General features: G+C 54.4%; 12 protein-coding genes. All 12 read left to right on the top strand.

The window, feature by feature from the left end; all coding sequences use genetic code 11:
* Nucleotides 1-15: 15 nt before the first annotated feature.
* The 12 genes from ftsH (at nt 16) to IVG45_RS12840 (ending at nt 13,833) form a co-directional block, all read left to right on the top strand.
* Nucleotides 16-1,956, top strand: coding sequence for an ATP-dependent zinc metalloprotease FtsH (gene ftsH, locus IVG45_RS12895; RefSeq protein ID WP_230874580.1), 1,941 nt, complete (start codon nt 16-18; stop codon nt 1,954-1,956).
* Between the two features lie 13 nt (nt 1,957-1,969).
* On the top strand, nt 1,970-3,133 hold the full coding sequence (locus tag IVG45_RS12890; RefSeq protein WP_196434218.1) for a glutaredoxin family protein: 1,164 nt from the start codon (nt 1,970-1,972) through the stop codon (nt 3,131-3,133).
* Between the two features lie 153 nt (nt 3,134-3,286).
* The gene (parC, locus tag IVG45_RS12885) at nt 3,287-5,524 is read left to right on the top strand and encodes a DNA topoisomerase IV subunit A (protein ID WP_196434217.1); all 2,238 of its coding nucleotides are present in this window, start codon (nt 3,287-3,289) and stop codon (nt 5,522-5,524) included.
* Nucleotides 5,525-5,555: 31 nt separating this feature from the next.
* Nucleotides 5,556-6,143, top strand: coding sequence for a Uma2 family endonuclease (locus IVG45_RS12880; RefSeq protein WP_196434216.1), 588 nt, complete (start codon nt 5,556-5,558; stop codon nt 6,141-6,143).
* A gap of 274 nt (nt 6,144-6,417) precedes the next feature.
* Nucleotides 6,418-7,575 carry an MlaE family ABC transporter permease gene (locus tag IVG45_RS12875; RefSeq protein WP_196434215.1) on the top strand — a complete coding sequence of 386 codons (1,158 nt, stop codon included), beginning with the start codon at nt 6,418-6,420 and terminating at the stop codon, nt 7,573-7,575.
* Nucleotides 7,576-7,584: 9 nt separating this feature from the next.
* Nucleotides 7,585-8,343: an ABC transporter ATP-binding protein gene (locus IVG45_RS12870; protein WP_196434214.1), complete on the top strand. Its 759-nt coding sequence runs from the start codon at nt 7,585-7,587 to the stop codon at nt 8,341-8,343.
* 27 nt (nt 8,344-8,370) lie between these two features.
* The gene (locus tag IVG45_RS12865; RefSeq protein WP_196434213.1) at nt 8,371-9,396 is read left to right on the top strand and encodes an MlaD family protein; all 1,026 of its coding nucleotides are present in this window, start codon (nt 8,371-8,373) and stop codon (nt 9,394-9,396) included.
* Nucleotides 9,397-9,405: 9 nt separating this feature from the next.
* Complete coding sequence (locus tag IVG45_RS12860; RefSeq protein ID WP_230874579.1) at nt 9,406-10,011, top strand: PqiC family protein; 606 nt, start codon at nt 9,406-9,408, stop codon at nt 10,009-10,011.
* A 252-nt stretch (nt 10,012-10,263) separates the two neighbouring features.
* Nucleotides 10,264-11,757 (top strand): nitrogenase cofactor biosynthesis protein NifB, encoded by a 1,494-nt coding sequence (gene nifB / locus IVG45_RS12855; protein WP_196434212.1) that lies wholly within the window; start codon nt 10,264-10,266, stop codon nt 11,755-11,757.
* Between the two features lie 89 nt (nt 11,758-11,846).
* A complete protein-coding gene (locus IVG45_RS12850) occupies nt 11,847-12,125 on the top strand; it encodes a 4Fe-4S binding protein (RefSeq protein WP_196434211.1) in 279 nt (92 codons plus the stop codon).
* A gap of 5 nt (nt 12,126-12,130) precedes the next feature.
* Nucleotides 12,131-12,556, top strand: coding sequence for an ArsC/Spx/MgsR family protein (locus IVG45_RS12845; RefSeq protein ID WP_196434210.1), 426 nt, complete (start codon nt 12,131-12,133; stop codon nt 12,554-12,556).
* On the top strand, nt 12,553-13,833 hold the full coding sequence (locus tag IVG45_RS12840) for an FprA family A-type flavoprotein (protein ID WP_196434209.1): 1,281 nt from the start codon (nt 12,553-12,555) through the stop codon (nt 13,831-13,833). The genes IVG45_RS12845 and IVG45_RS12840 overlap by 4 nt, the downstream gene beginning before the upstream one ends.
* Nucleotides 13,834-13,866: the final 33 nt, after the last annotated feature.

The raw sequence follows: 13,866 nt of genomic DNA, 5'->3' as shown, positions 1-13,866 counted from the left end.
CGGGAGTAAGGCGTCATGATAGACAAGCAAAAACTGACCGAAATATACAAAATGTTGTTGGATTGGTTATGTCTGGCCTGGGGCTGGTTGGAAAACGCCGTCAAATCCCTGCTCAAGCCGGATGCAAATGCCGATGCCAAATCCGGTCCAAACGCTCCCGTCAATAAACCTTCCCGGTTGGTGCTTTATTTCGTGCTGGGCATTATCGTGCTGTCGCTGTTGGCCGGCGGAGAAAAGCCGCAGGGACAGGAGATCCCCTACAGTCAGTTTCTGAATCTGGTCAACGATAACAAAATCGACAAAGCCGTCGTCACCCAGCGCTTTATCAATGGCAGCCTCAAGGAAGAAGACAAGAAAATCGGCAAGCATTTCTTCACGATACCGTTGTGGGACGAAGCGCTGACCAGAAATCTGCAGGACCACAAGGTCGAATACGTGGTCAGAAGCGGCGACAATTGGCTCAGCAATATTTTGTTCAACTGGATCATCCCGATCGCAATTTTCGCCGGTATCTGGATGTGGTTGTTGCCGCGAATGACCGGAGGAGCGGGGCGGTCTTTTTTGAATATCGGTAACAAAATCAAAATTCAACAGGAAACCGGCAAGATTACCTTCGATGACGTGGCCGGCGCGGAAAGCGCCAAACAGGAACTAAAGGAAACCATCGAGTTTTTAAAATCGCCGGAAAAACTGCAAAAGCTCGGTGGCCGGATGCCGAAAGGCGTGTTGCTGGTCGGCTCGCCCGGCACCGGCAAAACCTTGTTGGCGCGGGCGGTGTCGGGCGAAGCAGGGGTACCGTTCTTCAATATCAGCGCCTCCGAATTCATCGAGCTGTTCGTCGGTATCGGCGCCGCCCGGGTCCGCGACCTGTTCGAGCAAGCCCGGCAAAAAGCCCCATGTATCATCTTCATCGACGAATTGGACGCCATTGGCCGTTCCCGTGGTGGTCCGGCGATCATGGGTGGTAACGACGAGCGCGAGCAAACCCTGAATCAATTGTTGACCGAAATGGACGGCTTCGATCCGACCTCCGGCGTGGTGGTGATGGCTGCTACCAATCGTCCAGAAATCCTGGATAAAGCTTTGTTGCGCGCCGGCCGTTTCGACCGGCAAATCGTGGTCGACAAACCGGATTTGGTCGACCGGATCGCGATACTGAAGCTGCACAGCAAGGCCATGCAATTGGATAAGGACATCGACTTGACTACGGTCGCGAAGCGCACGCCCGGCTTCGTCGGCGCCGATCTGTCGAATATCGCCAACGAGGCGGCGATCATGGCGGCGCGCGGCGGCCGCGATACCGTGACGATGGCAGATTTCGAAGCGGCTATCGACAGGGTGATGGCGGGTCCCGAGAAGAAAAACAGGGTGCTGGGACCCGACGAAAAACGCCGAGTGGCTTTTCATGAAGCCGGCCATGCGCTGGTGGCGGAAAATGTTCCCACCGGGCAGCCGGTGCATAAAATTTCCATCATTCCGCGCGGCGTATCCGCATTGGGTTTTACCTTGCAATTGCCGGTCGAGGAAAAATACCTGTCCACCGAGCCCGAATTGAAAGACCAATTGGCGATTTTGTTGGGTGGCCGGGTGGCCGAACAACTGGCGCTGGATAGTGTTTCCACCGGCGCTCAAAACGATCTGGAAAAGGCCAGCGAGATTGCCCGCAACATGGTTTGTTACCTGGGCATGAGTAAAAAGCTCGGCCCGCTGATTTATGGCCAACGCCAACAACTGCAATTTTTGAGCGGCGATATTTCCGAACAACGTAATTACAGCGAGGAAACAGCTCGCGTGGTTGATGCCGAAATCAAGGCCTTGATCGAGGATGCTCAGCAACGCGCGCACAAGATATTGACTTCCAAAAGAGCGCAGCTGGATAAGCTGGCCGAATTGCTGCAGGAAAAAGAAGTCATTCAACGCGAAGAAATGACGGCTTTACTGGAGCACAAAGCCTAAAGCGAGGCTTTGTATGTCGGTATTCCTTGCGGCCATCAATCGGCCGGGCGGCTTATGTAGTCCCGGCCTCGGCTGGATACTGGGCTGCCTGTGTTTGATTTGCTTGTTATTGCCCTTCGGCGCTTCCGCCGCCAATCCGGTTGATATAGGCGTATTACAGGTCTATGTACGCGACGGATGTCCGCATTGCGCCGAAGCCAAGAAATATTTGCCCCGGATTGCCCAGCAGCGGCCACAGCTCAAAATAGTTTATCGTTCTCTGGACCAAGAACCTGATGCACGCATCGAATTGATTAACCTGTCTCGGCAGGCCGGCATCTGGCCTCCAGGAGTGCCGACCTTTGTGATGCACGGCAAGGTATTCGTCGGTTTTGACAGCGCCGAAAATAGCGGACCACCGCTATTGGCTTTTATCGACAATGCAGCCACCATGGGTCAGCAGGTCGATGGCGGCTGGTTTGGGACCATCAGCGTGGAACGCTTGGGTTTGCCGCTGTTCACGCTGGCCTTGGGTTTGCTGGATGGCTTCAATCCCTGTGCGATGTGGGTGCTGTTGTTTTTGTTGTCTTTGTTGATTCGGATGCAAAACCGGCAACGAATGGCGCTGGTGGCGGGTACCTTTGTGTTAATTAGTGGCGCGGTGTATTTCGCTTTCATGGCGGCCTGGTTGAACGTGTTTTTGATCATGGGCATGTCCAATCCGGTACGTTGGGCCTTAGCCTGCATGGCTTTGTTGATCGGCCTGGTCAATGTCAAGGATTACTTTGCGTTCAAGCAAGGTTTTTCGTTCTCGATACCGGAAGCGGCCAAACCCGGCTTGTATGCGCGCATGCGGCAACTGTTGCAGACCGAGGCCTTGGCGGCTTCGCTGCTATCGGTTGCCATTTTAGCCGTGCTCGTCAATTTCATCGAACTGCTCTGCACCGCCGGTTTGCCGGCCATCTATACCGCCGTGCTCAGCCAGCAGGGCTTCAGCATGATTCAATATTATGCTTATCTGCTGCTCTACATTGTTGCCTATATTGCCGACGATTCCCTGATGGTGGCGATTGCCGTTATCACGCTCGGCAGTCATAAACTGACCGAACAATCCGGCCGCTGGCTGAAACTGATCAGCGGCTGCGTAATGGTGGCGTTGGCGCTGGCGATGCTGCTGCGGCCGGATTGGCTGATGTAAGCACCTTGCCGTTAAGCCGACCGTTAAAACTTTTCCGATTAAACATCAGCAGTTTTCTTCCAATAAGGCCTCGGCCTCCCGGCTGTGGTATTTTAGTCCACCTCTCAATCGTGTCGCGTCGGCGACTAACCACACAGGATCATTCGCAAAACAATGGGTGTACAGGAAAACTTCGAACAACTCCCGCTAAAAGAATTCACCGAAAAAGCCTACCTGGATTACTCCATGTACGTGATTTTGGACCGGGCCTTGCCGCATATCGGCGACGGCCTCAAACCGGTGCAGCGCCGTATCGTCTATGCGATGTCGGAACTGGGACTGACGGCGCTGGCCAAGTACAAGAAATCGGCTCGTACCGTCGGCGACGTCTTGGGTAAATACCATCCTCACGGAGATTCGGCTTGCTACGAAGCCATGGTATTGATGGCGCAGGACTTTTCCTACCGCTATCCCCTGATCGATGGCCAGGGCAACTGGGGTTCGCCGGACGACCCGAAATCCTTCGCGGCGATGCGTTACACCGAATCGCGGTTGACGGCTTACGCGCAAACCTTGCTCAGCGAACTGGGCCAGGGCACCGTTGATTGGACCGACAATTTCGACGGCACCCTGAAAGAACCCAGCCTGATGCCGGCCCGCTTGCCGAACGTGCTGCTGAACGGCACCATGGGCATCGCGGTGGGCATGGCGACCGACATTCCGCCGCACAATCTGCGCGAAGTCGCGGCTGCCTGCCTGCAATTGCTCGACGAGCCGGAAACGCCGCTGGAAGGTTTGCTGGCGCATGTCAAGGGCCCGGATTATCCGACCGATGCCGAGATCGTCACGGCCGCCGCCGACATTCAAAAAATGTATGCGACCGGCAACGGTTCGGTGAAAATGCGTGCCAAATACGAGCTGGAAGACGGCAATATCGTCATCACCGCCTTGCCGCATCAGGTCTCAGGTGCCAAGTTGCTGGAACAGATCGCCGCGCAGATGCTGGCGAAGAAACTGCCGATGATCGAGGATTTGCGCGACGAATCCGATCACGAGAATCCTACCCGTTTGCTGGTCATCCCCAAGACCAAACGTATCGACGTCGACGCGGTGATGTCGCATCTGTTCGCCACCACCGACCTGGAGAAAAATTACCGGGTCAATATGAACATGATCGGCCTGAACGGCAAGCCGCAGGTCAAGAATCTGCGGATGATTCTGACCGAATGGATCAGTTTCCGGACCGAAACCGTGCGCCGCCGGCTTCAATACCGCCTGGACAAGGTGCTGGCGCGCTTGCACATCCTGGAAGGCTTGCTGATCGCCTATCTGAACATCGACGAAGTGATCGCCATCATCCGCGCCGAGGACCATCCAAAACCGGTGTTGATGGCGCGTTTCGGCTTGAGCGACTTGCAGGCGGAAGCGATCCTGGAATTGAAGTTACGGCACTTGGCGAAATTGGAGGAGATGAAAATACGCGGCGAACAGGACGAATTGGAACAGGAGCGCCAGGCGCTGGAGAAAACCCTGGGCTCCGAACGCTTGCTGAATCGCTTGATCCGTAAGGAAATCGAGCGCGACGCGGAAAAATACGGCGACGACCGCCGTTCGCCCATCGTTGCCCGCGAAGCCGCGCAAGCCTTGGATACCACCGAGCTGATCGCCAACGAGCCGGTGACCATCATCTTGTCGCAAAAAGGCTGGATACGCGCTGCCAAGGGTTACGACATCGAGGTGGAAAGCCTCAGCTACCGGGCCGGCGACGCCTATTTATCTTCGGCGAAGGGTCGCACCACCCAGCCGGCTTATGTGCTGGATTCCACCGGCCGAGTTTACACCATCACCACGCATGATCTGCCGTCGGCGCGCAGCCAGGGCGAGCCGCTGACCGGGCGTCTGAATCCACCGGCCGGTAGTTTATTCACCGACGTGTTTAGCGGCCAGTCGGACGATTGGCTGTTGATGTCCAGCAATGCCGGTTACGGTTTTAGGGTGCAGTTGAAGGAATTGCTGAGCAAAAACAAGGCAGGCAAGGCGCTGTTGAGTCTGCCAACAGGTTCGAAAGTGATGACGCCGGCGCCGATTCCCAATAGCGATGATTTGCTGGCGGTGGCGACCTTGCAAGGCCGATTGCTGATTTTTCCCGCTCAGGATTTGCCGGAACTGGCGAAAGGCAAGGGCAATAAATTGATCCAGATTCCGAGCGGCGACATTGTTTCCGGCAAGGATGCGGTGGTAGCGGTTACGGCGCTGACGGCGGGCAGCGAGCTGAAAATCCTGTCCGGTAAGCGTTTCGTCACGCTGAAAGCGATGGACATCGCCCAATACACCGGCAATCGAGCCAATCGCGGCACGGCATTGCCGCGTGGATTTCAAAAAGTCGAAGGTTTGCAGTGTGTGCCGGTTTAAGGACCAACCTTGATGATTCGGAGTTACAGTCATGAATTTAAAATATGCTGAAAAAATAACCGAAGCCGGCTATCTGCAAGGCGAATTGCTTGCCGACACCAAGCATGAATACATCGACGGTGAAGTCTATGCAATGGCTGGTGCCAGCGAGAATCATAATTTGCTGGCGCTGAACATGGCTGGCGAGCTTAGAAGCAAACTCAAAGGCACACCCTGCCGAACCTTCATGTCGGATATGAAGGTTAAGGCCTGGGAGGCTTTTTTCTATCCAGATGTGATGGTGGTGTGCGAGCGGGATAATGAAAACGAATACTACAAAAACTCACCCGTGATCGTGGTCGAAGTGCTTTCCAAAACCACGCGTAAGTTCGATCAAACCGTAAAACGATTGCGTTACCAGGCTTTGCCTAGCCTGGAAGAGTATGTGTTGATCGAACAGGATAGGGGGGAGATCGTAGTGTTTAGACGCAAGGATGGCTGGCAGTCTTCTTATTATTATCTGGGCGACGAAATTAGTTTTTACTCGGTTAACGTGGTCGTGGCGGTCGAGGATATTTATTATCAAGTCAATAACGAAGATGTGCTGCAATTTTTACAACAGAAACAGCAGGTTGTCTGATATTGGCGCCTGTATATTCTTAGGTGATTTATGGCAATAAATTTATCCAATCCAAAAAAACTGTCGGTCGCTTCGACTCCGGTTAGTCAACGATATATTTGGCTTCAGCAATGCCCACAAGCTTTCTGATCTCATCAGAATCTGCCGTAGTGGCGAGTTTATTCGCCACGGGGTCTTTTATTGGGCGAATCAATTCGCCCCTACAATATTGCTCCCCACCATTTCTGGCGGTTGTTTTTGACCAATTCCTGAACTGTCCAGAAGTGAGCGGTTTATGAGTGATGCAATCAAAATCGACAGCCCCGAGGTTTCAGGCAAGGTCCGGATAGAGTCGACCTCCGATGCCAGTCTGATCGTACAATTCGGCGGTCATTGGTTGCGCGATGCCGAGATCGAGCCGGTCGGGCTGATAATCGAAGAACTGAACCGATTGGCACCAAAACGTATCGTGTTGCAGGCTTCGGAGCTGCGGGATTGGGACAGCCGATTGCCCTGCTATCTGTTGAAAATCGCCGATTATTGCGATAGCCAGTCTGTTGCGATGGACAGTTCCGGGTTGCCGGACGGGGTGCAAAGCCTATTGAAATTGGCTCGCGCGGTGCCGGAGCGAGTGGGTGCGCGCCGTAGCGAACAACATGTGTCTATGCTGGCGGTTGTCGGTAACCGGGTGCTCGATTTGGGCAAGGATGGCCGGGCGCTGGTCGTGTTTGTCGGGGAGGCGTTACTGGCCGTCTGGGCCTTGCTTCGCGGCAAGGCCCGCTTCAGAGTGGTTGATTTGTTGATCTGTATTCAGGATGCCGGCCCCGGCGGTTTACCGATTGCCACCCTGATCAGTTTGCTGGTGGGCTTGATTCTGGCTTTCGTCGGCGCCTTGCAACTGGCGATGTTCGGTGCCCAAATTTATATCGCCGATCTGGTGGCGCTGGGTACGGTTAGGGAAATGGGGCCATTGATGACGGCCGTCATCATGTCCGGCCGCACCGGCGCTTCTTATGCGGCTCAATTGGGGACCATGAATGTCAATAGCGAAATCGACGCCTTGAAAACCATGGGAATTTCACCGACCGAGTTCTTGGTGCTGCCCAGAATGCTGGCGTTGATTCTGGTAATGCCCTTGCTGTGCCTGTATGCCGACTTGATGGGGATTATGGGCGGGGCGCTAGTCAGTTTCAGTTTCTTCGATGTGTCGTTTATTCAGTATTACAACGAAATTCAAAAAGCCGTGCAATTGCCCGATTTTGTGGTGGGTTTATTCAAAAGCTTGGTATTCGCGGTATTGATCGCCACCGCCGGATGTATGCGCGGCATGCAGTGCGGACGCAGTGCGTCGGCGGTGGGCGATGCCACCACGGCGGCGGTGGTTGACAGTATCGTTTACATTGTCGTGGCCGATTCGATTCTGACCTTGATCTGTAATCGGCTGGATGTTTGAGGCCAGCAAATGAAACAGGCTCATATTAGCGTCGAACACCTGACCATGGCCTATGGCGATTTCGTCATTCAGCGCGACCTGAATTTCAGTATCGCTCGAGGCGAGGTGTTTATCGTGATGGGCGGCAGCGGTTGCGGCAAAAGCACCCTGTTGAAACATTTGATCGGCTTGCAGCAACCCGCTGAAGGTGATGTGTATTACGATCAACAGAGTTTCTGGCATGCCGATGACCGGCAGCGGATTAACATCATGCGGCGGATCGGGGTGTTATATCAAAGTGGCGCCTTGTTCAGCTCCTTGACCCTGGCCGAAAACATTGCACTGCCGTTGGGCGAATTCACCCGTATGAGCCGGGCTGAAATCGCCGACATGGTGTCCTATAAACTGGCGCTGGTGGGACTGGCCGGTTTCGAGGAATATTATCCGGCCGAGATCAGCGGCGGCATGCAAAAGCGGGCGGGGTTGGCGCGGGCGATGGCCTTGGATCCGGAAATTCTATTTTTCGACGAACCTTCCGCCGGGCTGGATCCGGTCAGCGCCCGATTGCTGGATGATCTGATTATCAGTTTGTGTCAGACCTTGGGCACCACTATCGTAGTGGTGACGCATGAGCTGGCCAGTATTTTCGCGATCGGCACCAACTCGGTATTTCTCGATTCGGAGAGTAAAACCATGCTGGCTACCGGCGCGCCGAAAAAACTATTGGCTGAGTCGGACGACCCTAGGATCATTCAATTTTTGACGCGTGGCGAAGGGCATGTTCGATAAGACACTCGCAACAGGAGCTGTTTCCGTATGAGTAAACCCATCAATCCCGCCGCCATCGGCGGTTTTACCCTCGGCGCGTTGGCATTATTGGTGATAGGGCTGTTGATATTCGGCGGCGGACAAAGCTTTAAGGCCGATAAGATGCAGTTCGTGGTATTTTTCGATTCCTCGTTGAATGGGCTCGAAGTCGGTGCGCCGGTCAAAATGCAGGGCGTCAAGATCGGCGAGGTCAAGGAAATTAGCCTGCTGTTCGATCCCAAGCGCAACAAGGTTTTCAAGCCGGTGGTGGTGGAAATCGATAGAGGGGGGCTAAACAGCTCCGGCGGCTCTTCTTTCCGCACCGAAGTCAGCGAGAAAGAAAGAAAGGCCGATCTGGCTAAGATGGTCGATATCGGCTTTCGTGCCAGATTGGAAATGCAGAGTCTGTTGACCGGCTTGTTGTATGTCGATCTGGATGTGCATCCCGGCAAGCTACCGGTATTCACCGGGCTGGAGTATAAGGGCATGCTTGAAATACCCGGTCTACCGACCGCAACCGACGAACTGCGCAATACCGCCGAACAAGTCGCGGAAAAATTGCGTTCCATGCCGTTGGATCAGATAGTACAAGATTTTGCCGACAGTCTGCGGGAAATCAAAAGGCTTTTGGCTTCTGATGACTTGAAAAAAACTCAGGTTGCTCTGGCCAACACCTTGCAGGACATTGAGAGCACCATGCACATTCTCAACAGTAATCTGGAACCGCTGTTACAGAATACGACGGCTACGATGGTCAGCACCGAAGCTCTGGTCAAGGACACGCAGGCGATGGTCAAACAACTTCACAACGAATTGCCGAAGGTATTCAACAGTACCGATAAAACCTTGCAGGCGGCAACCACGGCCCTGAATAGGGCGGAAGAATCGATGCGGAAGGTGGGCGATGCGGTCGGTCCGGAATCGGCGCTGTCCGATACCTTGCTGGCCTTGAAGCAGGCCGCGCGGGCTATCCGCGATCTGGGCGAATATCTGGAACGGCATCCGGAAGCCTTGATTTCAGGTAAGGAAAATTAAAGGATAATAATGATGAAAACAGCACAATCGATTTTGCGGATTTCGGCGGTTTCCTTGCTGTTATTGCAGGCCGGCTGCATCGGATCGACTCCGCCGGCTCAATTCTATTTATTGGAGCCCGTCACCGATGCCGAACCTGCCGGATCGGTATCCGCCACGGCCAAACCGAGCGTATCGATTGCTCCGGTTCGTATCCCACACTATTTAGAGCGGTCGCAGATGGTGACCGCGACCGGCAAAAACACCTATCAACTGCACGAACTGCATCGCTGGGCCGAAGCGTTGGATGAAAATATCAGCCGGGTTTTGGCACAGGATTTAAGCCTACTGCTGCCCGCCGATGTGCAGTTGTCCAATAACCAGGGGGCTAAACAGGCGCAATACAGGTTGACGGTGAGGATCCTGGAATTTCATGTCGATCCGCAAGGCCAGGCGGGTTTGACCGCCCAATGGCAAATCAGTCAAGACGATCGGCTGGTTAAGAGCGAACAAAGCAGCTACCGATTGCCGGCTTCTACCGATGATTATCGGGTAATGGTGGCGGCGCTGAATGAATGCCTAAACCGTTTGGCTCGCGACATGGCAACCGGTTTCAAGGCGCTAGCTACCGAATGAAGGTTGTATCATTCGGTGCGAATGTATTCGCACATTCATAAGCGACGAGTCCGTCTTGCCGGGGAAAATCGACTGCCGATCCGGTGCGCCAAAAAGCCTTTGTCGCCTAGTAAACATTGGCAGGTATTGGGTTTGTGGACTTTATGACAAGTTTCACAAACAAAAATATCGTGTTTATGATTAAAAACAATAACTTATAGTCTGGCATGCTCTATGCTTTAACCTCATTAACAAACTAGTGAGGTGAAGATTATGGAACTGCCAGTATTAAACGAAACCCCCGCAGCCAGCGCAGGCGGCTGTTCATCCCATTCTTGCGGTACAACCGATGACCAACTGGGCCATTTATCCGACGAGATTCGCGCCAAGGTGGAAAACCACCCGTGCTATTCCGAGGACGCCCATCATTATTTCGCCCGCATGCATGTCGCGGTCGCACCGGCCTGTAATATCCAATGCCATTATTGCAATCGTAAATACGATTGCGCCAACGAGTCGCGTCCCGGCGTGGTGTCAGAATTGCTGACGCCCGATCAAGCGGTCAAGAAAACCATGGCGGTAGCCGCCACCATCCCGCAAATGACGGTATTAGGCATCGCCGGCCCCGGCGATCCGTTAGCCAACCCCGAGCGCACTTTCGAAACCTTCCGTCGCCTGAGCGACGAAGCGCCGGATATCAAGTTGTGTGTTTCGACCAATGGCCTGGCACTGCCGGATTCTGTGGAAGAACTATCCAAACACAATATTGACCATGTCACCATCACCATCAACTGCCTCGATCCCGAAGTCGGCGCCAAGATTTATCCGTGGATTTTCTGGGAAAACAAGCGCATCCACGGCATCGAAGGCGCGCGGATTCTGATCGAACAGCAGCAAAAAGGCCTGGAAATGTTGGTGGCCAAGGGTATTTTGGTCAAGGTCAACTCGGTGATGATACCGGGCGTCAACGACAAACATTTGGCCGAAGTCAGTAAAACCGTCAAAGCCAAGGGTGCCTTCCTGCATAACGTGATGCCGCTGATCGCGGAAGCAGAGCACGGCACCTTCTACGGCGTGATGGGCCAACGCGGCCCGACCCAAGACGAGTTGATGGATTTGCAGGACGCCTGCTCCGGCGATATGAACATGATGCGCCACTGCCGGCAATGCCGCGCCGACGCGGTTGGTTTGCTGGGCGAGGACCGGGGCGACGAATTCACGCTGGATAAGATCGAAGAAATGGAAATCGATTATCAGGCGGCGATGGAAAAACGCAAGGTCATTCACGAAGCGATTGCCGAGGAAATGCACAGCAAACGCGCTGCCGCGGCCGAATCCGCCGCCAAACACGCCGCGGAGACCAAGTTGAACACCCGGCCGGTACTGATGGCGATTGCTACCAGCGGTCAAGGCGTAATCAATCAGCACTTCGGTCATGCCAAGGAATTTTTAATCTACGAAGCCTCGCCGGACGGCGTGCGTTTCATGAGTCACCGCAAGACTGATCTGTATTGTAGCGGCGACGACACCTGCGGCGACGGCGAAAGCGTATTGCAACGCACTATCCGGGCCTTGGAAGGTTGCGAAGCGGTGTTGTGCTCGAAAATCGGTTATGAGCCGTGGGACATGCTGGAACAAGCCGGCATTATCCCGAACGGCGAGCACGCGATGGAACCGATCGAAGACGCCGTGATGGCGGTGTACAAGGAAATGGCCGCGGCCGGCAAGCTGGATGAAGTCAAATCCGAGGAGCGCGCCACCGCATAACCGGCGGGCCAGAGTCGGGTTGCGCCCAGCGGGCGTAACCCGATCCACGCCGGATAAATCAATCCACGAAATATGAAGGATGAAACATTATGGCTTTAAAAATCATTGAATCCTGTGTCAATTGTTATGCCTGCGAGCCCCTGTGTCCCAGCAAGGCGATCTATAAAGCCGAGGCATATTTTCTGATCAATCCGAAAAAATGCACCGAATGCGAAGGCGATTTCGAATTGCCGCAATGCGCCAGCATCTGCCCCATCGAAGGCGCGATTCTGGATTCGTTGGGTGTGCCGATCAATCCACCCGGTTCATTGACCGGCATACCACCGGAACGCATGGCCGAGGCGATGGCTGAATTACAAGCCCATTGACGGCCATGGCCATCATCCAGTTTTACGAAAAGCCGGGTTGTTTCAATAACACCCGGCAAAAGCAGTTACTGGTAGCCGCCGGTCACCTATTGGTCGTACACGATTTGCTACGCCATCCCTGGGCGGAAAATCGTCAGCGCCTACGCTCGTTTTTTGGCGATTTACCGGTGGCTGAGTGGTTTAACCGTAGCGCGCCGGCCATCAAGAATGGCGAGATCAATCCGGAAACGGCCAGTGAAACCCAGGCCATTGAATGGATGATCGCCGATCCGATCTTGATCCGGCGTCCTTTGATGGAAGTGGAAGGCCATCGCAGAGCCGGTTTCGATGCCGAACAAATCGAGGCTTGGTTGGGCCTCGCGGCAAGCTCGCCCATCGGTGATCTGGAAACCTGCCCTAAGCAGCATAAACAACAGGCTTGCCGGCCATGAACGGCGTAATCCTGGAGAACGACGACGGCGTTCCTCTGGCGGTGGCCCTGTCGGAGCGGGTGCATTGGATAGGTGCGTTCGATCCTAATCTTCGAACCTTCGACATCATCCTGAAGACCGCCAACGGCACCAGCTATAACGCCTATATCGTGCGCGGCAGCAACGGGGTGGCGGTGATCGACACGGTCAAGGAAGGTTTTGCCGACGACTTTTTTGCCAGGTTGGAAAGCGTGGCCGATTACGCCGAAATCAAGGTCATCGTACTCAATCATCTGGAACCGGATCACACCGGCGCTTTACCGGAATTGATGCGGCGGGCGCCGCAAGCGCAGTTGTTCATCTCGCAAAAAGCCCAGTCGATGCTGAAAGGCCTATTGAAGCAGGAGAACTTGAGCTTTACTCCGGTGCTGACCGGCGATTCGGTATCGTTGGGCGACCGCACCTTACAGTTTTTGCATACTCCTTATCTGCACTGGCCCGACACGCAATGCACCTATGCACCGGAAGAAGCCATGCTGTTTTCCGGCGATGTGTTCGGTTGCCATTTCTGTGACAAGCGCTTGTTCAACGATCAGGCCGGCGACTTCCGCTTTTCGTTCGAATATTACTACGCCCATATCATGCGGCCCTTCAAGGAATATGTGGTACGGGCACTGGAGTTGATTGAACCGTTGCCGCTAACCCTGATCGCTCCCACTCATGGCCCGATCCTGCGGGATAGGCCGCAACGCTACATCCAGCGCTACCGTCAATTATCCAGTCCGGCGCTGCACAGCGAAATCAGCCCCCATCAGAAAACCCTGCTGATCTTCTATATCAGTTCTTACGGTAATACCCGGCGCATGGCCGAAGCCATTTATCAGGGCGCGATGCAAGTTGAAGACGTGCGGGTGTCGCTATACGACCTGGAAGGCGGCGAAGTCGGACCGTTCGTCGATCTGATCGAGGAGGCCGACGGTTTGGTGTTCGGCACGCCGACTATCAACGGCGATGCGGTCAAACCGATTTGGGATTTGTTGTCCTCGCTGACCGTGGTCAGTCTGAAAAGCAAACTGGGCGGCGTGTTCGGTTCCTATGGCTGGACCGGAGAGGGCGTGCGTCTGGTGGAAGACCGTTTGCGCGGGCTCAAATTGCGGGTGCCGATTCCCGGATTGCGGGTCAAGTTGATACCCACCGACGACGAAATCGTCGAATGCAAGGCGTTTGGTTTGGAGTTGGCGCAGGAGTTGATGGGGGTTAGGGAGTCGAAGGTGATTAATTTTGCCGATTTGGCGTGAGGGGATTGTTTCGCGATAGCGACACAAAATCTC

The organism is Methylomonas sp. LL1 (assembly GCF_015711015.1).
Taxonomy (GTDB): Bacteria; Pseudomonadota; Gammaproteobacteria; order Methylococcales; family Methylomonadaceae; genus Methylomonas.
Note: the sequence above shows the minus strand (reverse complement) of the source record. Positions and strands in the feature narration are given on the sequence as shown.

Coding starts and splice junctions, on each gene's coding strand:
- ftsH (WP_230874580.1), top strand. CDS start 16: ATGATAGACAAGCAAAAACTGACCGAAATATACAAAATGTTGTTGGAT.
- IVG45_RS12890 (WP_196434218.1), top strand. CDS start 1,970: ATGTCGGTATTCCTTGCGGCCATCAATCGGCCGGGCGGCTTATGTAGT.
- parC (WP_196434217.1), top strand. CDS start 3,287: ATGGGTGTACAGGAAAACTTCGAACAACTCCCGCTAAAAGAATTCACC.
- IVG45_RS12880 (WP_196434216.1), top strand. CDS start 5,556: ATGAATTTAAAATATGCTGAAAAAATAACCGAAGCCGGCTATCTGCAA.
- IVG45_RS12875 (WP_196434215.1), top strand. CDS start 6,418: ATGAGTGATGCAATCAAAATCGACAGCCCCGAGGTTTCAGGCAAGGTC.
- IVG45_RS12870 (WP_196434214.1), top strand. CDS start 7,585: ATGAAACAGGCTCATATTAGCGTCGAACACCTGACCATGGCCTATGGC.
- IVG45_RS12865 (WP_196434213.1), top strand. CDS start 8,371: ATGAGTAAACCCATCAATCCCGCCGCCATCGGCGGTTTTACCCTCGGC.
- IVG45_RS12860 (WP_230874579.1), top strand. CDS start 9,406: ATGATGAAAACAGCACAATCGATTTTGCGGATTTCGGCGGTTTCCTTG.
- nifB (WP_196434212.1), top strand. CDS start 10,264: ATGGAACTGCCAGTATTAAACGAAACCCCCGCAGCCAGCGCAGGCGGC.
- IVG45_RS12850 (WP_196434211.1), top strand. CDS start 11,847: ATGGCTTTAAAAATCATTGAATCCTGTGTCAATTGTTATGCCTGCGAG.
- IVG45_RS12845 (WP_196434210.1), top strand. CDS start 12,131: ATGGCCATCATCCAGTTTTACGAAAAGCCGGGTTGTTTCAATAACACC.
- IVG45_RS12840 (WP_196434209.1), top strand. CDS start 12,553: ATGAACGGCGTAATCCTGGAGAACGACGACGGCGTTCCTCTGGCGGTG.